At 33.7% G+C, this 18,134-nt stretch carries 17 protein-coding genes; 6 read left to right on the top strand and 11 right to left on the bottom strand.

Going from position 1 to position 18,134, the window contains the following annotated elements:
• Nucleotides 1–3: 3 nt before the first annotated feature.
• The 11 genes from ACTTA4_RS04040 to gcvT form a co-directional block, all read right to left on the bottom strand.
• Nucleotides 4–153: a hypothetical protein gene (locus tag ACTTA4_RS04040; protein ID WP_262590388.1), complete on the bottom strand. Its 150-nt coding sequence runs from the start codon at nt 151–153 to the stop codon at nt 4–6.
• Nucleotides 154–213: 60 nt separating this feature from the next.
• Entirely contained in the window at nt 214–444 is a 231-nt protein-coding gene (locus ACTTA4_RS04035) for a hypothetical protein (protein ID WP_440633625.1), read from the bottom strand.
• Nucleotides 445–455: 11 nt separating this feature from the next.
• Nucleotides 456–1,856 carry an ammonium transporter gene (locus ACTTA4_RS04030; RefSeq protein WP_262590390.1) on the bottom strand — a complete coding sequence of 467 codons (1,401 nt, stop codon included), beginning with the start codon at nt 1,854–1,856 and terminating at the stop codon, nt 456–458.
• A 126-nt stretch (nt 1,857–1,982) separates the two neighbouring features.
• The gene (locus ACTTA4_RS04025; RefSeq protein WP_075506197.1) at nt 1,983–2,396 is read right to left on the bottom strand and encodes a hypothetical protein; all 414 of its coding nucleotides are present in this window, start codon (nt 2,394–2,396) and stop codon (nt 1,983–1,985) included.
• A 9-nt stretch (nt 2,397–2,405) separates the two neighbouring features.
• Entirely contained in the window at nt 2,406–3,809 is a 1,404-nt protein-coding gene (locus ACTTA4_RS04020) for an FMN-binding glutamate synthase family protein (RefSeq protein ID WP_262590391.1), read from the bottom strand.
• Nucleotides 3,809–4,663: a GXGXG motif-containing protein gene (locus ACTTA4_RS04015; protein ID WP_262590392.1), complete on the bottom strand. Its 855-nt coding sequence runs from the start codon at nt 4,661–4,663 to the stop codon at nt 3,809–3,811. Before ACTTA4_RS04015 ends, ACTTA4_RS04020 begins: the two co-directional genes overlap by 1 nt.
• Entirely contained in the window at nt 4,651–5,595 is a 945-nt protein-coding gene (locus tag ACTTA4_RS04010; RefSeq protein ID WP_075506194.1) for a glutamine amidotransferase, read from the bottom strand. Before ACTTA4_RS04010 ends, ACTTA4_RS04015 begins: the two co-directional genes overlap by 13 nt.
• A 30-nt stretch (nt 5,596–5,625) precedes the next feature.
• Nucleotides 5,626–7,095: a glutamine synthetase family protein gene (locus tag ACTTA4_RS04005; protein WP_440633624.1), complete on the bottom strand. Its 1,470-nt coding sequence runs from the start codon at nt 7,093–7,095 to the stop codon at nt 5,626–5,628.
• Nucleotides 7,096–7,165: 70 nt separating this feature from the next.
• Nucleotides 7,166–8,494, bottom strand: coding sequence for an NAD(P)/FAD-dependent oxidoreductase (locus ACTTA4_RS04000; RefSeq protein WP_440633623.1), 1,329 nt, complete (start codon nt 8,492–8,494; stop codon nt 7,166–7,168).
• A gap of 101 nt (nt 8,495–8,595) precedes the next feature.
• Nucleotides 8,596–8,946, bottom strand: a complete 351-nt coding sequence (locus tag ACTTA4_RS03995; RefSeq protein ID WP_262590395.1) for a hypothetical protein — start codon at nt 8,944–8,946, stop codon at nt 8,596–8,598.
• Nucleotides 8,947–8,949: 3 nt separating this feature from the next.
• A complete protein-coding gene (gcvT, locus tag ACTTA4_RS03990) occupies nt 8,950–11,289 on the bottom strand; it encodes a glycine cleavage system aminomethyltransferase GcvT (RefSeq protein WP_440633622.1) in 2,340 nt (779 codons plus the stop codon).
• Between the two features lie 144 nt (nt 11,290–11,433).
• Between gcvT and ACTTA4_RS03985 the strand changes: the two genes are divergently transcribed.
• From ACTTA4_RS03985 to glpK, 6 genes are all read left to right on the top strand, one after another.
• Nucleotides 11,434–12,378, top strand: a complete 945-nt coding sequence (locus tag ACTTA4_RS03985; RefSeq protein WP_262590397.1) for an ABC transporter substrate-binding protein — start codon at nt 11,434–11,436, stop codon at nt 12,376–12,378.
• Nucleotides 12,379–12,461: 83 nt separating this feature from the next.
• A complete protein-coding gene (locus tag ACTTA4_RS03980; RefSeq protein ID WP_440633621.1) occupies nt 12,462–12,839 on the top strand; it encodes an MORN repeat-containing protein in 378 nt (125 codons plus the stop codon).
• The gene (locus ACTTA4_RS03975; protein ID WP_262590399.1) at nt 12,839–13,390 is read left to right on the top strand and encodes a hypothetical protein; all 552 of its coding nucleotides are present in this window, start codon (nt 12,839–12,841) and stop codon (nt 13,388–13,390) included. The genes ACTTA4_RS03980 and ACTTA4_RS03975 overlap by 1 nt, the downstream gene beginning before the upstream one ends.
• A gap of 65 nt (nt 13,391–13,455) precedes the next feature.
• A complete protein-coding gene (locus ACTTA4_RS03970; protein WP_440633620.1) occupies nt 13,456–14,487 on the top strand; it encodes a quaternary amine ABC transporter ATP-binding protein in 1,032 nt (343 codons plus the stop codon).
• Between the two features lie 3 nt (nt 14,488–14,490).
• On the top strand, nt 14,491–16,644 hold the full coding sequence (locus ACTTA4_RS03965) for an ABC transporter permease (RefSeq protein WP_440633619.1): 2,154 nt from the start codon (nt 14,491–14,493) through the stop codon (nt 16,642–16,644).
• 4 nt (nt 16,645–16,648) lie between these two features.
• Entirely contained in the window at nt 16,649–18,127 is a 1,479-nt protein-coding gene (glpK, locus tag ACTTA4_RS03960) for a glycerol kinase GlpK (RefSeq protein ID WP_440633618.1), read from the top strand.
• The last annotated feature ends 7 nt before the right edge of the window (nt 18,128–18,134 follow it).

Genomic DNA, 18,134 nt, shown 5'->3' with positions numbered 1-18,134 from the left:
TAATTATTTAAAAAAAGATAAGATAGTTTCTTTATAATAAATCAAATTTACAACTATGATAATTATTATTGCTAAAATTACACCGTATTTAGCTTTAGGAAATGCAACTCCTCTCATTTTTGAGGGTCTTAATTCTTCATTTTCATCTGTCATAAAAAATTTAGATTAAAAAGGGCGCTATTAATTAAAACAGCGCCCAAATTTTTATTTTAATTACCAATCGGTAATATTGCTTTTATGATCATTAGCACTGTGTCTCTTCTTTGCCAATCTTGATAGTTCATCACTTTCAGATTTTGCAGTTAAGACGTGCCAACCAATCCATAAAATTATAGCAATGATTACCAGTATACCTTCACTAGATCCAGCACCAGGGTAAACAGCACCAACTACTTCTTCAGCTGGCTTGTTAAGGTGATCTATCCAGTTTGTTACTGTAGCCATATATTTCTCCTTTACCTGGTTGCAGATGAAACTGCTTTTTCATCTTCTTTAGCAGCCTCCATCATTTCATAATCTAGTCCAGCTATTTCTACCTCTCGAGGGATTCTTAATTTACCCATACCGTGAAGCACTTTAGCTATGACATAGCCTGGTATTAGTCCAAGAACAACAAACATAATTATTGCTCCGATGAACTGTCCAAGAGGATTGATTGTTGCATAAGTAGTTCCATCCCACATAGCACCCACACTATAACCAGATGAAGGGTAGCCCCATAAAACAAAACCACAAATTACAAGACCAACAAATCCCGCATAACCGTGAACTGCTACTGCACCAACTGCATCATCGATTTTGAACTTTCGTTCAACCCAGTAATGTAGTTTGTATGCAATCACAACACCGATCATACCAATGATCATTGATTGAATTGGATGATATAAGTCATTTCCAGCTGAAGCACAGATAACACCTGCTAGTCCACTAGAGTATGTCCAGAAAGGATCACCTTTAGCAATCCAATATCCAGCCAGTAATCCTCCTGATAACGACATCAAGAAGTTAAAGGTAATACCACTAAGTGTAGTAGGAGTTACGTAAATGTTTGTAGCTGTCCAATAAGATATACCTTCCATTCCATATTCTGGACCTAAGTCAAAAATTGGAATGTTACATGCAGCATAAAATCCCCAGAAACCAGTATAAATTAAAAATAATCCAACTGTTACTAGCCAAGGATTTCTAGGCCCTATATTTCTAGGTTCACCACTTGATGAGAATTTTCCAATTCTTGGACCTAAAACAACAAGAACACCTAAAGCAAATCCACCCGCTATTGCGTGAATTACTCCTGATGCATATGCATCATGGTATCCTAAAAGTTTTAACATCCATCCATCAAAGTGCCATCCCCAAGCAGCATCAATTGTCCAAAATACAGATCCAATTGCAATTGCTAAAATACCAAATGCAAATGTTGTAATTCTTTCAATGATTGCTCCTGAAACGATAGAAGCAGCTGTCCAAGAGAAAAGCAGGAATGCAGCCCAGAAGACACCAGAAATGTGATCTCCTAGATTGATCGCCATAAGTTCACTTGTAGCTGTATACCAAGTAGCACTAAACGCAGACTCGTCTGTGATTAGAGCAGTACTCTCATTCATTATTGAAGGTGCTAATCCAGGTCCTGTTGGAAAAGCCCAGTAAATCCACCATCCAAATAAAAACCAAGTTACTGTCACCAGTGGTATCAGCATTGTGTTTTTCATAAGAGTATGTTGATGGTGTTTGTATCGAGAAGCTCCAACTTCATACATACAGAATCCAACGTGAATTAAGAACATCAGCACCACTGTTACCCAGTAGTAGAACTCTGTAAATATGGTAGTAAGAGCAGCTAACTGATCAGTCATATTCTCTCCCCATATTTGTTATTCTAAACCCTATAAAATTATTAGGTTAGTTACAAATATAAAGAGAGACTAAAAACCTAGTGTGGTCACTAGGTTTTTAGAATTAAATCAACTATTGATTGTTATTTAAAATTTTAGGTATGCTTTTTTCAAATCAACAAGAGGATGTTTTGGAGACATTTGAAATTTAACTAAAAGCTCTCTTGCAATCATGTCTCTGTCTTGTTGATTGTTAGGTAGTTTAATTGATTTTGGAATTGTTACCCATCCATTTGCATTTCTGCAAAACACAGCAGGTCTTCCTTCTTCGTAACCCATGTGTACATCTTCCAACCAATTTAAATCATCCCATCCCATTGCCTCAATATATTTTTTTAAGAATGGAGTTATTTTTTTATAATCAGGCAACAGGTTAACGTCATATCTATAACCAATCGACTGGCCTATCATTTTTTCTCTAGCAGTTTGTTTTTTTACTCCAAACTTAACTTTTGAAACTTTAGCTTTCGATTTAGTTTTTTTAGTTTTCTTTTTAGCCATCGTTACCCCTTATATTTTGTGATAGTTATCAACACCAACAGTGTAGTTTGTACCTGCAAGTGGAACTTTCGCTAATGCAGAAGCTTCAGAAGTTAAAGCCGCTAAATCTTCTGGTTCTAACGAATGAATATTCGTCTTACCGCAAGCTCTAGCTAATAATTGAGCTTCCAAAGTCATTGAGTGTAGATAGTTATATACTCTCAACGCTGCATCATCAGGATTTAATCTTGCTCTTAATTTTGGATCCTGAGTAGCAACACCAACTGGACATCTTCCAGTATGGCAGTGATAACACTCCCCAGCTTTTACACCCATTTCTTTTTCGAAATCAGCTTCTGGAATATCTTTGTTGCAGTTAAGTGCAATCATTGATCCAGTACCTATAGCAATTGCATCAGCTCCAAGAGCTAAAGCTTTAGCCATATCAGCACCATCTCTTACACCACCTGCGTAGATTAACGTTACTTTTCCAGTTTTACCCACATCATCAATTGCTCTTCTTGCTTCTCTAATAGCAGCAATTCCTGGAATTCCAGTATTTGCAGCAGCAATGTGTGGTCCTGCTCCAGTAGATCCTTCCATACCATCTAAATAAATAGAGTCAGGATCACATTTTGCAGCCATACGTACATCATCATAAACTTTAGATGCACCAAGTTTTAACTGAATTGGAACTTTATTTTTCGTTAATTGTCTTAACTCTTCAACTTTTAGAGCTAAATCATCTGGACCTAACCAGTCAGGGTGTCTTGCAGGTGATCTTTGGTCAATACCAGATGGAAGTGATCTCATTTCTGCAACTTGGTCGGTTACCTTTTGACCCATTAAGTGTCCACCCATACCAACTTTTTGTCCTTGTCCAATAAATACTTCAATTCCATCAGCCAATTGAGCGTGATGAGGATTAAAACCATATCTTGATTGAATACATTGGTAATACCATTTCTCTGAATATCTTCTCTCATCTGGTATCATTCCACCTTCACCTGAACAAGTAGCGCTTCCTGCCATAGTAGCTCCTCTTGCTAAAGCAGTTTTTGCTTCATAGGAAAGTGCACCAAAACTCATCCCTGTAATGTAAACAGGTATATCTAATTCAATTGGGTTTTCACATCTTGGACCAATTACTGTTTTAGTTTCACATTTTTCTCTGTAACCTTCGATTACAAATCTTGTAAGCGTTCCAGGCAAAAATACCAAATCATCGAATGTTGGAATTTTTTTCATTAATGCCATTCCACGCATTCTGTATCTTCCTAATTGAGATTTGATGTGAATGTCGTCTATTACTTCAGGAGTAAAAATAGCATTGTGTCCTAGTAGACTTTTATTTCTTTTACCTTCTTCATGAACATGAACGTCAGCTTTTCCACCAACTCCTTTACCATTCTTTTTACTTTTTTTCTTAGGCATTAAATTGCTCCCTTCTTCTCTGTAGGTTCTAAATTATCGTAATTCCAAAGTTTTTTACCAGCTACAATTTTTTTCATTTTACTAACGTCAAAATTTTCACCAATTTCAGCAACTTTTAATTTTCTTTTTAGCCAATCTTGGTCGCTTGCTGTTAATTCAGCATCTACAGCATCACTACCATAAGATCCAATTTCTCCTCCTACGAATATTGTCCCATCGTACATTGAGTCGCCCAGGTTAATTCCTACATCTCCAAGAATTATTATTCTTCCTCTTTGCATCATAAAACCAGTAAAAGCACCAGCATCACCACCAATAATGATAGTTCCACCTTTCATATCAATACCAGTTCTAGCACCAACGCTACCTTTGCAGATTAAATCTCCACCTCTGATTGCTGCACCAAAACAAGATCCAGCGTTTTTCTCAATTACAACTTTACCAGCCATCAAGTTTTCTGCACAAGACCAACCAACTCTTCCATTGATTCTAACAATTGGTCCATCACACGAACCAATTCCAAAATAACCTAAACTTCCTTCAAAAATTAAATTTAATTTATTAAGGATACCCACACCCAAACTATGTTTTCCTTGAGGGTTTTTAATTACAATTGTTCCGTATCCTTGGCTCATTAAATTATCAATTTCTTTATTAGCCTCTGCAGCAGTCATATCTTTAACATCAAGATCAGTTCTTTTGTTAAAGTCTACGTCATAAGTACCGAAGTAATAAAAATTCTCTGCCTCATCTGGGTTAAAGAATTTTTGTTGAGTTCTCCCTGTTAGAACTTCGGTATGCATACCCATTGATTGGGCCTTAGATTTTTTTGATACTGTTTTTAGATTTGCCATACTTTAACCTCCCCATCAAATGGATCATATGTGTCTATTTCTTGTGGTAACACTGATCTAATAGCTATCTCCTCTGATCCCATTGCAACTAAATCATCTGACTCATATAAAACTAAAGGTTTTGCAGCCATAGTGTCTTTAGCCATTCCCAAAGAGTCTTTTGTAGCCACAAAATAAGTAAATACACCGTCTAAACCAGTTAAACTCTCTTTCATGCCTTCTTCTAAAGTTGCACCATCTCTCATTTTTTCTGCAAGATAAACTGCGATTAATTCTGAGTCACACTCAGACATAAATCTCATTCCTTTATTTTCCAATACTCTTCTGTTGTTCCAATAGTTCGTTAATTGACCATTGTGTACTACAGAAACGTCACTAAAAGGATAGCCCCAGAAAGGGTGGGCAGATTTGATATCAACACCAGACTCAGTCGCCATTCTAGCATGACCTATTGCATGAGTTCCAACAACTTTATCTAGACTATATCTATCACAAACCATTTTTGCGTTACCTAAATCTTTAATAACTTCTAATGATTTACCCATAGATAAAATTTCTACACCTGGAATACTTTCTATTCTTTGAGAAAAATCTAACAAATCTTTTGTGTTGTAATCAATCTCATATCTTAAAGAGTAAGGAAGTGTTCTTTCTTCCTTAACAACTTTTGCTCCCATCTCAGCTAGAGTTTGATCTACAACTTTTTTTCTTTCATCATATACAGAAACATCTTCCATAACAGACGAACTTCCTTCTCCAACGTTCTCACCAACTTTAAAACGCATGATGAAATTTTTGCCATCTGTATCTCCATACAAAGCATATCCAGTTGAGTCTTCACCTCTATGTTTTAACGCTTGAAGCATACCTTGTAATTCGCTTCCAACATTTGAGGATTTTCCTCTATGAATTAATCCTGCTATCCCACACATATTTTTATACCCTTTCTATTATTTTATGACCTACGGTAAGCAATCAAGATAAGTATCCAGATCCCATTGAGTTGTAGCACCCAAGAATCTTTCCCACTCATCGTTTTTGTACCAATGGAAAACTTTATACATTTCATCCGGCATTGCAGATTTAATTACCTCATCCTCTGCAAGTCTAGCCAAAGCTTCACCAAGACTTAATGGAAGTTTCTTAACATCTTTACCAGCCTTTTGAGCTTCGTAAATATTTCTAGACTCAGGAGCGGCTGGTTTTAATTTTTTACTAATTCCATGATCACATGCTTTTAGTAACGCTGCACCTAATAAGTATGGATTATGCATAGAGTCTACAGATCGGTATTCAAATCTACCTGGTGCAGAAACCCTTAATCCACATGTTCTATTTTGGTATCCCCAGTCAGCATAAACTGGCGCCCAGAAACCTTGATCCCATAATCTTCTATAAGAGTTAACTGTAGAGGATCCTAATGCTGTTAGTGCTGGTAAGTGTTCCATGATACCTGCAATTGATTGTAAACCAATTTTACCTGGTAACTGCATGTCTTTAGTATCAGGCATAAAAGTATTCGTTCCACCCTCAACGTAACTAAACACTTCTTCAACACCTGGAAGTGTTTTGTTTCCAAGTTTGTTTACTTTAATTTTTCCACCTTTCCATAAAGACATATTTGTATGACATCCACTTGCAGAAACTCCCATAAAAGGTTTAGTCATAAAGCATGCTATCAAGTTATGTTCCCTTGCAACTTGAGCACAAATTTGTCTGTATGTTGATAATCTATCTGCGTTTCTTAAGACGTTATCATAAGTCCAGTTTAATTCTAATTGACCTGGTGCATCTTCGTGGTCTCCTTGAATCATATCAAGTCCCATCGCTTTTGCGTATTCAATTACCTTCATAAATACTGGTCTTAACGACTCAAATTGATCAATGTGATAACAGAATGGCTTAGAAAAACCTTTACCTGTAGGGGTGCCATCTTCATTTTTTGTTAACCACATCATTTCAGGCTCAGTACCAACTCTTAATTCTAGACCATGTTTTTTCTTAAATTCATCCATGAAAATTCTTAGATTTCCTCTGCAGTCTGAAGTTAAATGACCACCTGGATTTTCTCTTTCTTCTCTGTTTCTAAAACATGTTACAAAAACTCTTCCAACTCTTTTGTCCCAAGGTAATTGTACAAAAGTTTCTGGATCAGGTATTCCAACAAGCTCCATAGCCTCTGGACCATAACCAATGTAGTTATTATGACGATCTAAAAATAAGTTTGCTGTTGCTCCGTAAACTAATTGAAATCCTTTTTCTGCTGTTCTTTCCCAGTGATCTGCAGGTATACCTTTACCTACAACTCTTCCTGTTACAGAAATAAATTGATAATAAATATAAGTTATTCCAAGTTCGTTAATTTTTTCTCGAACTTTTTTTACTAGTTTAGCTCTACCTGGCTGGTTAACATGTTTTTCTAGATCCGTCATTTTCACCCCTCAATGAATTATTAATTATTCAAGCGTAGCTGAAAACTTTATTCGTGTCTAGGCTTAGAGTTTAACTCCAAGGGAACGGACTGTTAGAAGTCGGATGAAGTTCACCCTTCTCGTAACGGTTGAATCTAAACGGCTTCAATAAATCACTTTCAGTACCAAGAATTTCTTTTGCAACAAGTTCACCAACACCAATCATTTTATATCCGTGATTAGCATCAGCAATCATGTAAACGTTTTCAAAAAATCTATCGAAGATAGGAAAAGAGTCAGGTGTCATACATCCTAAACCACCCGATGGTCCTTTTCTGTATAAATCTGATTTTCCTTCAAATCTTTTTTGGCAGTGCGCAAGTGCTGAACACCACATTTCACTAAACGCATCTGTTGTTTGATACTCTGGAGACTCAATTCCATATGGATCAACATTTACTTGATCAAAATGTTTTTTAACAATGTAAGGAGAAGTTCCACCTTGTACACCTAAGCCTTCAATATCAGGCTTATAATAAATTCCCCAAATTTTATCTGTTAATAATTTTTTTGTTTTGTCAGAGTACAAAGGTGCTGTTGAGTCAACGTGAACTACAGGTGGTTGTTTACCATCATTTGTTTTTAAGAAATCTGGCTCAACACCGATAACTCCCTCTTGAAGCATCCAGTAAGTCCACATATCAGTTTCATGCATCTTACCATCTTTACCTTTTATGTGAGCTGTCTTTGGTAACTCTAACATATTCCAAAAATCTCTTGCCCATGGTCCTGCACCAACAACTACTTGTTCACACTCAATAGTTCCTTTGTCAGTTTCAACACCAGTTACTGCTTGACTGTTACTTCCTTTTTTAAAACCAGTTACTCTTACACCTTTCATAACTTGGACACCATTAGATGTAGATTTACTTTCTAAAGCTTTAATTGAATCTTTATTAAAAGCATATCCACCTTTTTTCTCATGAAGCACAGAAGTGATACCTTGAGCCTGCCAATCATCAAAAATTCCCTTCATGTAATTTGCGCAATCTTTTTCACCTTCAATAAAAACTGATTCATATCCAATTGCTTTTTGTTGTTCATATATACTTGCAACATCTTCATGCATTACTTCTGGAGATATTTGTAAGTACCCAACTGGATTATATTTAAATGCTTTAGGATCACTTTCCCAAACTGAAACTGAATGAGCCATCAATTCTCTCATTGCTGGCTGAAAATAATTATTTCTTACAACTCCACATGCAATTCCACTTGCACCAGCAGCTGTATCTTTTTTTTCTAATACAACTATGTCGCCAGGATTTTTGTAAGTTTCTGAAAGTTTCCATGCAGTACTTAAACCGTGTATTCCACCACCGATTATCACTACTTTTGCTTTTGAAGGTAATGTCGTCATATTTAAACACTATTTTTTGATGCGAGCAATTAATATAATTATTTATAGAAGTAAATTTTATATATAAAAATTAGATATTTTTTTCAGTCATCAAAATTTATTTAATAACTGATGTTTTTTAGCGTATCTAAATAGTCATTAAATTCTTTAATGAATGACTCGCTTGGGACTATATTTTTAATTCGCTGGTCAGTTGAAGTTTTTTCCAGTTTAAAGAAACCTTTTTCACAGGCTTCTGTAATTATTAATGCTGATTTTGGCCTAGATGTTTTAAATAATTTTGTTTTTAATTCTTCAACAGATAATTTTGTACCTTCTTTAAAAGCTGACATAACTAATAACATCATATGATAATGAGAAGGTGACTTTCTAAAAAAATAATTACTAGAGGTATGGGATTGTTTCATTTGTTCTTCCCAAAAATCTAAAAGGGTCTTTTTTTCTTTTGGCATTTTTTAAGATCTTACTCTTGATTTAGTTGGATCATAGAATGGAAATCCAACGACTTTTGCGCCAATTCTTTTTTGGTGACCATCTATTTTTCCAATTTCAACTTCTGTTCCAATTTCTGAATATTGAGAATCTATTCTACAAAGAGCCACATTTTTATTTAGGGTTGATGATAGACATCCACTTGTAACAATGCCCACTTGTGCTCTACCAATATGAACACAATCACCATGACCTGCAATTTCTTTTCCAATTAATTCTAATCCAACTAATTTTTTCTGTGGATTGTTTTTTCTTTTTATTAATTCTTCTTTACCAATGAAGTCCTCTTCTTTTGTTTTTAAGGGAACTGCAAAACCAATCCCTGCTTCAAAGGGGTCTTGTTGACCATCAAATTCATTTCCAAATAAAATTAACCCAGCTTCTATTCTAAGTTTATCAAGAGCAGCAAAACCAGCGGGAATTAAACCATCATCTTTTCCTGCTTCCATTAATTTATCCCAAACTTCAGGAGCATGATTTGGATGACACCATACTTCATAACCAAGCTCACCTGTATAACCTGTTCTAGAAACAATTAGTGGAATACCTTGCAATTCTTCAATTCTACAAATTGTAAATCTAAACCAACCAAGCTCATCAATAGATGGTTGAGTAGGTGGTGTAAAAATTATCTTTTTTAAAATCTCTCTACTTTTTGGACCTTGTATAGAAACATTACTAATTTGGTCGGTTGAATTTTTAACATTTGCATTAAAATTTTTTTTCTTCGCTATTTCTTTTAACCATTCTCCAGCATACTCATCACCACATATCCATCTAAATCCTGTTTCACTTAATCTTAATAATGTTCCATCATCAAACATCATTCCATTTTCATAACACATTGCAGAATAGACAACTTGACCAACTGATAATTTTTTAATGTTTCTAGTAAGTGTGTAGTTTAATAATTCTTCAGCATCTGGACCTATTATTTCAAATTTTCTAAGTGAAGATAAATCAATTAATACCGCATCGTTTCTGCAGGCATTATATTCATTTACTATTCCGTGTTTTGTATAATCATTTGGAAGCCAAAAACCTCTTGCATCAACATAATTTCTAGTTAGTTGAGATGTTCGTTCGTGGAAACCTGAATTTCTAGTTAGTTTTTTTTCTGAATCTGTTTTCATCCGAAAAGCAAATGACTTTCTAAATTCTTTATTTTTGTCATAAGTTCTAACAAAAATCTCAGTAGGATTCCATGAATTACAAGCATCAATATCGCTAGGACAAGCGGTAGTACCAATTGTTAAATCTTTTAACGCTCTAAACATTACATAATCACCAGGTCTAGAATAAGATTCATCAGATATTACCGAATTTAATCCAGCAGCCGAAGTATTAAAAAATAAATTAATTGCATGCCATCCCTTTTGTTTTTGAACTCCATATTTAGACATACTCTCAGTTAAATTGTCAGAGCAATTAGGATGACCAAAATAACCAGCATCTTCATAATATTTTGAAGTGCATGCAAGATTAAAAGTATCATGCTTACCAACTGTATCTCTTATTACCTCTACTAAGGGTTCATGATCAGTATCATAAAATTTTGAATGCAATCCAGGACCAGGAAAAGTATTTCCCATAAAAGTTCTAGTTGTTTGCCAATCTAATCCTTTTTCTATTCCTTTTTCTAATTTTTTTGTATCAAATGCTACAAAATCTGAACATTGTCTTCCAGTAGGACTTATAACTTGAATGTAATCTCCTTCTTTAACCTGATATGATGTTGAAGTTTCTTTATCTATGTTTTCTTCATAAAGTGGTTCAAAAACTGGATCAGGTATAACACTCAACTCTTTATCATTTATAACTTTCGCTCTTTTAATAAAAATAGTTAAATCTGTTGGTGGATTTTGTTTTGTAACATCCATATCTTCACCAGGTGCAGCAAAGATTGCATAACATTTATCTTTTGATTTAAGTTTAACCTTTTCTTCAGCTTTTGTATCAAGATCAAAAACTATTGATGATTTAGACTCTTTTATATTTAGGTTTCTTTTTTTTAATTGATAATTTGTTGCTAAGATTGTTTCATCTTTTCCATTTAAAATGTCTCTTATAAAATTTTTTTGACTATTTTCTTTTAAATTTAAAATTCCTAATTCTGACTTTCCATCTTTATTAAAACAAATTATTTCACAAATTTGATTTCCTTCATCATTAATAATTTCTATTTCATCATCAGGAAAAATTTGAAAAGCAGTAAGAGCACCTCCATTTACAATATGTCGTTCAACTCCAGGTGGTAAAATATTTAGTCCAGGATTTTTAATGTCTTTACTTGTTCCAAACATTTTTAAAATTTTTTAATATTGATATATTTTTTATCACCATTTTTATTGATTAAATATATATATATTTTTTAGAACTAATAATTCTTTACCTAGCTATTCGTTTTAACATAGAGTGTTAATATTAATATTAATAGAGGGGAAAAAATGAAAAAAATAATGTCATTATTATCTGCTCTAGTTATTTCTGTAGTAAGTTTCTCAGGAATTTCTAACGCTGATAGCAAAAAGCCCATCGTAATCCCAACTCATAACTGGTCATCTCAAATTGTAATGGCTTACGTTATTGGTGGAATTTTTGAAAGCATGGGTAACAACGTAAAATATGTAAACGCTGACTCACAAGCGGTTTATGAATCAATCAGAATTGGAGACGTAACTATTTCTCACGAAGTATGGGAGTCTGCATTCGGTAAGTCATTTACTACTGCTTTAGACAAAGGTGGTTTACTTGACTGGGGTGATCATGAGGCAAGAACTCTTGAAGATATGGGTTACCCAAACTGGGTTGTTGAAAAAGGTTTGTGCCCAGGTCTACCAGATTGGACAGCTTTAAAAAATCCAGACTGTGCTAAAAACTTTACAACACCTGACTCTCCAGATGGAAAAGGAAGAATGTTGGAAGGACCTCAAAGTTGGCATGGTGATTTAATTCCTCAAAGAGTTGAAGCTTTAGGCTTAGGTGATCTTTGGTGGGTTAAATTTGCTGGAGGTGCAGATGCACTTTGGGCTGAATTAGCAGCGGCTGAAAAAGAAGGAAGAGGAACTATAATCTTTAACTGGACACCAAACTTTACAGATGGTGCTGGTTTTACATTTATTGACTTCCCTCCATACACAGCAGGTTGCAGACCAGAAGATGGTGGTGATGGTAAATGTGGTTCTCCTGATGGATACTTGAAAAAAGCTGTTCATGAGGATTTCCCAAAAACTCACCCAGATGCAGCAGCAGCATTTAAAAAGATGTCATTCTCAACAAGTCATATTGGTGCAATGGCAGCTTTAGTTGATGTTGATAAAATGACTCACGAAGATGCAGCTAAAAAATGGTTAGCTGACAACGAGTCAGTTTGGAAACCTTTTACTAAATAAGGGTAAAAGTTAAAAAAATTAAAATCTCCCCCAACTTGTTTGGGGGGGATTTTTTTTTATTCTAATTTGTGTAAAGTGACAAAATGAAAAAATTTCTAATTTTCATATTTTTAATTTCTTTGATTAACTCATCTGCATTTGCTCGAAGCACAGGATGTAAAGAAGGAAACTGTGAAAATGGTTTTGGTAAATGGATTTATACCGATAAGACAACCTATGAAGGTGAATGGGTTGCAACAAAAAAAGAAGGCCAAGGAGTTGAGACATGGCCTAACGGATATATTTACAAAGGTGAATTTAAAAATAGTCAATGGAGTGGAAAAGGAGTTTTAACTTTTCCAGATGGATCTACTTATGATGGTGAATGGTCCAAAGGTTTTATGAATGGACAAGGAACATTTACTTGGGCAGATGGAAAACAAAAATCAGGCACTTGGGTAAACGGAAAGTTACAAGAGTAATGTCAAAAGAAAATAGTTTAAATAAAACTGAAGACAATTCAAACTCAACAAAGCAATTTATTGGTTTAGTTATTGTTACAGCAATAGTGATAGCTTTTTTTGCTGTTTTAAATGGAATATTTGGAGGGGGAGACGAGCTTGTAGAAAAAATGAAATTGGAAGAACAAAGAATTGCTGAAGAGAGAAAACTAAGTGAATTGATATCTAAATTACCTTCAGGGATACTTGTATCCTTTGATGGAACTGACCATTATAGATTAACTGATGAAGTATATGAGCAAGTATGTAAAGCTACAAAATTAATTCCACAACGAGCAATTATGGGTGCTAATTTTTTAAATTTTAGAGCACACGAGATTTATACAATCAACGGAAATAAAATTGATGAAACTTTTGTCAAATGGGATCAAGAAAAAGGCAAGTGTTATGCAGGTTTTACAGTAAGTGGAAACAATGTTGGGGTAGATGAAACTATTACTGTTAGTGGAGAAGCTTTAAGTTTTTTAAGCACAGGTATTGATACTAGAGTTTACTATATTAAGAATTTTTAATGATGAAAGGTTACAATAATTAACATTTAAATTTTATTGAATTTCATATAACTTTAAGAAGATTTATGTCTGAAACCGTTATCAAGTGTGAGTCAGTTTATAAAATTTTTGGTGAGAATGCCAAAAAAATGCTTGAAGAATCTAACGGTAATGTAGATGCAAAAACATTTCAAGAAAACGGCTGCATAGTTGGAGTTAACAACGCTTCGTTTGAAGTTGCAAAAGGAGAAATGCTAGTAGTAATGGGTTTATCTGGTTCAGGTAAATCAACATTACTAAGATGTATTTCAAGATTAACAGATGCAACTGGAGGAAAAATTTTTATAGAAGGCCAAGACCTACTTCAATTAAACAATAAAGAATTAATTGAGCTTAGAAGAAATAAAATGGGAATGGTTTTCCAAAGCTTTGCCTTGTTGCCTCATAAAACAGTTGTAGAAAATATTGCTTTCCCGCTTCAGATAAAGGGTATTAAGACTGAGGATAGTATTAGTAGAGCAATGGAAATGGTTAAACTAGTTGGACTTGATGGTAGAGAAAACTATTTTCCAAGAGAACTTTCAGGAGGTCAACAACAAAGAGTTGGGATTGCTCGATCTTTAGCAGTGGAACCTGACATTTGGTTCTTAGATGAACCATTTTCAGCATTAGACCCACTAATAAGAAAAGAAATGCAAGACGAGTTTTTAAGATTGCAAGAAAAATTACAAAAAACAATTATGTTTATTACTCATGATTTTGACGAGGCTTTAAAATTAGCTGATCGAATTGCGATCATGAAAGATGGTATTATAGAACAGTTAGATACACCTGCTAACATTGTTTTAAATCCAGCTACAGAATATGTAAGAAAATTCACAGAAGAAGTTCCAAGAGAAAAAGTTTTAGTTATTGAAGATGTGATGGATAGTTCAAATAAAGATAATTTAGGAGATTTAAAAGTTTCAAAAGATGACATTATCGAAAATGTTGCAGAAAAAATTCTTACCCAAGAAAAAATTGTAGGAGTGGTTGACTCCAATAACAATATTATTGGTTCAATAAAACCTTCAACAATCATTGATACAGTTTTTGGAGGAAGAAAAAATAGTAGCTAGACCATGGAATATTTAAAAAAATACCCAAAGTTGTTTCAATGGATATTTTTGCTGGTTGTATTTTTTGCTCTATGTTTTGCAATAGATGTTCCTGAAACTTATAAATTTATAAGAGGCCAAGCAGAATTTGTAAAAGATCCTAACCAAAGTGTTTATTTTTTTCTAGGTAAAGAAGTCCGATATTATGCATTTGATGTGTTTTGGAGGTTACCACCTTTACTTGGTTGGTTGCCTATCTGGATAAACGACTCTTTATTTTTCTTAATGAACGAGTGGATGCCAATGGAGTTTTGGAATGAAGATACTCAAGAGTTTAAAACAAGACCGCTGTTATTAGAGATAAGTAGAAATTTAACGTCTTTTATGACGTTTTTGATTGAGTTGATTAGAGAAATTTTACTTGGTGGATTAGAAACTATAGTAGCATTCACTAGCTGGGATTTTATTGATGCTTATCCTTGGTTAGAATTACCAGGTTTACCTTGGACTATCGTTGCAGCCGGAGCAACAATACTTGCATATAAACTAAGTGGTATAGGACTTGCTTTATTTGCAGGTTTAACGATGGTCTATATTTCAATCTTTGGTCAGTGGAAACCTTCAATGCAAACACTTTCTTTTATATTAGTGGCTGTTCCTTTGTCATTTGCATTCGGTATCAGTCTAGGTATTGCTGCTTACAAAAGTAAAAGAGTTGAAAATGCTTTGTATCCAATTCTTTTAGTGATGCAAACTATGCCTCAATATGCAGTATTAGTTCCTGCACTTGTTTTATTTGGCGTTGGTGATCATGCAGCTGTAATAATTACAATGGTAGTAGCAGTTCCTCCAATGATTTTATTAACCATTCTTGGACTACGAGCAGTTCCTCCAGAAGTCATCGAAGCAGGAAGAATGAGTGGATGCACAAACTGGCAGCTGATGACTAAAGTACTTATTCCAACCGCAAGAAGAGATATCTTAATCGGAGTTAACCAAGTAATTATGGTTTGTTTTTCTATGGCAGTAATCTCTGCATTTATTGGTGCAAAAGGATTAGGATTTAATCTATTGCTTGCTTTAAACCAACTTAACATTGGTCTCGCTCTTGAAGCAGGTTTATGTATTAGTTTGATTGCAATTCTATTAGATAAAATGTCATTAGCATGGGCAAATCAACAACAAGATTATTTTGGTAATCTTACTTTTTTCCAAAGGAATAAAAATATTATATTTTTTGGTGGATCAATAATTGTTGGAGCTATTCTTGCTTATATCGGAACATTTATTTTTAAAGATACATTTAATTATTTATTTGAAGTTCCACACAACAAAGGATTTTCAACAGCTGATTTTTGGAACAAGGGTGTTGATTGGATTTTTGATACATTTTTTGTTTATATAAAAGCATTTAATACGTGGTTAATTACAGAAGTGCTTCAACCAATGAGAGCTTTATATTTAAGAATGCCAGCTGTTGCCACTTTAGTATTAGCTGTAGGAGCTGGTTATCTAATTGGAGGAATTAGATCAGCATTAGTTGTTGCTGCTTTAACTTTATTTATAGCATTAAGTCCATGGTGGGATAGAGCATTGGTTACGTTGTACATGGCAACTTTTGGAGTAGTTGTTTCTTGTTTAATAGGTTTCACAGTTGGAACTTTATGTTTCCAGAATAAAAAATCTGCAGCGTTTATGTTAGGGGTTTGTGATATTTTTCAAACATTCCCATCGTTTGTATACTTAATTCCAGTAATGATGTTATTTGGAATTACAGATACTTCAGTTTTAATTGCAGTAATTGTTTACGCAACAATTCCAGCAACCAGATATACTATTGAAGGGTTAAGAAGTGTACCTGCTGGTTTGCATGAAGCTGCAACGATGTCTGGTGTTAATAAATTTCAAAGATTAACTAAGATTGAATTTCCATTAGCTTTCCCACATATGATGCTTGGGATAAATCAAACAATCGTATTTGCTTTATTTATGGTGATTATAGGAGCTTTTATTGGAACAGAAGATCTGGGCCAGTACATTTTGAAGGCATTATCGGATAAAAATGGAGCTGGAATTGGTTTAACCTTGGGTATTTGTGTTGCTTTCATAGGATTGATTTTTGATAATTTAATCAGAACTTGGGTAGAGAAAAGAAAAAAACATTTAGGTATAGCTTAGTCCATTGAAAAAATTTATTATTTCTATCGATCAAGGAACAACATCATCAAGAGTAATTTTGTTTGATACAAAAGGTAATATTGTTTTTGTTTCACAATATGAATTTAAACAATATTTTCCAAAAAATGGATGGGTAGAACATAATCCAAATGAGATTTGGTCCACAACACTTAGAGCTTTAAAACAAGTAATAAATAAAGCCAAAAAATTAAAAGGTCACATACTTACAATTGGAATTACAAATCAAAGGGAAACCACAATTCTATGGAATAAAAAAACAGGAAAGCCAATTTATAATGCAATTGTATGGCAAGATAGAAGAACTCAAGATTACTGTAAACTGCTTAAGAAAAAAAATTATGAAAATCTATTTAGAAATAAAACTGGATTATTTATAGATCCATATTTTTCAGCAACTAAAATTAAATGGATCTTAGACAATGTTAAAATTTCAAAAAAACTTCTTAATTCAAATGATTTATTGTTTGGGACTGTAGATACATTTTTAATTTGGAAATTAACAAAAGGTAAGCAGCATTTAACTGAAGCATCTAATGCAAGCCGAACAATGCTGTATAATATTAATAACAATAAATGGGACAAAGAAATTTTAAAAAAACTAAATATTCCACTTAAAATTTTACCAGAAGTCAAAAACTCAGCAGATAATTTTGGAAAAACAGATAAAAAAATTACAGGGGTCGAAATTTCAATTTCTGCAGTTCTTGGTGATCAGCAGGCTGCAGTATTTGGACAAACTTGTTTTGAAAAAGGATCTATAAAAAGCACGTATGGTACTGGTGCGTTTGTTATTATGAATACTGGTCCAAAGAAAATTAATTCAAAAAATAAATTACTGACTACTATTTGCTATCGATTAAATAATAAAAATACTTACGCCTTAGAAGGTTCAATTTTTATAGCTGGCGCAGGAGTACAATGGCTAAGAGATAAAGTAAAATTGATAAAAAAAGCACCCGAAACTGAAAAGATTTCAAAATCATCTAAAATTAATGATGGTGTTTTTGTTGTACCAGCTTTTAGTGGAATGGGAGCACCTTATTGGAGACCAGATGCAAGAGGAGCAATCACAGGACTAACAAGAGACAGTGATTGGAAAAGTATAGTGAGAGCAACAGTAGAATCTGTTGGTTATCAAAGTTTTGATTTGTTTGATTCAATGAACAAGGATGGTTTGAAACCAAGAATAGTTAAGGTAGATGGTGGAATGGTTGCAAATAATTGGTTCACACAATTTTTAGCTGACATTATTAATTTAAAAGTAGTTAGACCAAAAATATTAGAGACAACTGCTTTGGGTGTAGCTTTGTTAGCTGGATATCAAATAGGAGAATATAAATCTTTAAATCAAATTAAAAATATGTGGAAAAAAGACAGAATATTTAATCCTAAAATGAAACAAAATTTTAGAAAAGATCTTTTAAATGGTTGGAAATTAGCAATTAAAAAGACTTTAGCTTAGTATAATC

It is taken from the genome of Candidatus Pelagibacter sp. HIMB1485, from assembly GCF_052048055.1.
Lineage (GTDB): Bacteria > Pseudomonadota > Alphaproteobacteria > Pelagibacterales > Pelagibacteraceae > Pelagibacter.
The sequence above is the reverse complement of the archived record's forward strand: the minus strand, read 5'-3'. Positions and strand labels throughout refer to the sequence as shown.

Bases quoted from the DNA above. Each gene is read 5' to 3' on its own strand.
- ACTTA4_RS04040 (WP_262590388.1), bottom strand. From the start codon at position 153: ATGACAGATGAAAATGAAGAATTAAGACCCTCAAAAATGAGAGGAGTT.
- ACTTA4_RS04035 (WP_440633625.1), bottom strand. From the start codon at position 444: ATGGCTACAGTAACAAACTGGATAGATCACCTTAACAAGCCAGCTGAA.
- ACTTA4_RS04030 (WP_262590390.1), bottom strand. From the start codon at position 1,856: ATGACTGATCAGTTAGCTGCTCTTACTACCATATTTACAGAGTTCTAC.
- ACTTA4_RS04025 (WP_075506197.1), bottom strand. From the start codon at position 2,396: ATGGCTAAAAAGAAAACTAAAAAAACTAAATCGAAAGCTAAAGTTTCA.
- ACTTA4_RS04020 (WP_262590391.1), bottom strand. From the start codon at position 3,809: ATGCCTAAGAAAAAAAGTAAAAAGAATGGTAAAGGAGTTGGTGGAAAA.
- ACTTA4_RS04015 (WP_262590392.1), bottom strand. From the start codon at position 4,663: ATGGCAAATCTAAAAACAGTATCAAAAAAATCTAAGGCCCAATCAATG.
- ACTTA4_RS04010 (WP_075506194.1), bottom strand. From the start codon at position 5,595: ATGTGTGGGATAGCAGGATTAATTCATAGAGGAAAATCCTCAAATGTT.
- ACTTA4_RS04005 (WP_440633624.1), bottom strand. From the start codon at position 7,095: ATGACGGATCTAGAAAAACATGTTAACCAGCCAGGTAGAGCTAAACTA.
- ACTTA4_RS04000 (WP_440633623.1), bottom strand. From the start codon at position 8,494: ATGACGACATTACCTTCAAAAGCAAAAGTAGTGATAATCGGTGGTGGA.
- ACTTA4_RS03995 (WP_262590395.1), bottom strand. From the start codon at position 8,946: ATGCCAAAAGAAAAAAAGACCCTTTTAGATTTTTGGGAAGAACAAATG.
- gcvT (WP_440633622.1), bottom strand. From the start codon at position 11,289: ATGTTTGGAACAAGTAAAGACATTAAAAATCCTGGACTAAATATTTTA.
- ACTTA4_RS03985 (WP_262590397.1), top strand. From the start codon at position 11,434: ATGAAAAAAATAATGTCATTATTATCTGCTCTAGTTATTTCTGTAGTA.
- ACTTA4_RS03980 (WP_440633621.1), top strand. From the start codon at position 12,462: ATGAAAAAATTTCTAATTTTCATATTTTTAATTTCTTTGATTAACTCA.
- ACTTA4_RS03975 (WP_262590399.1), top strand. From the start codon at position 12,839: ATGTCAAAAGAAAATAGTTTAAATAAAACTGAAGACAATTCAAACTCA.
- ACTTA4_RS03970 (WP_440633620.1), top strand. From the start codon at position 13,456: ATGTCTGAAACCGTTATCAAGTGTGAGTCAGTTTATAAAATTTTTGGT.
- ACTTA4_RS03965 (WP_440633619.1), top strand. From the start codon at position 14,491: ATGGAATATTTAAAAAAATACCCAAAGTTGTTTCAATGGATATTTTTG.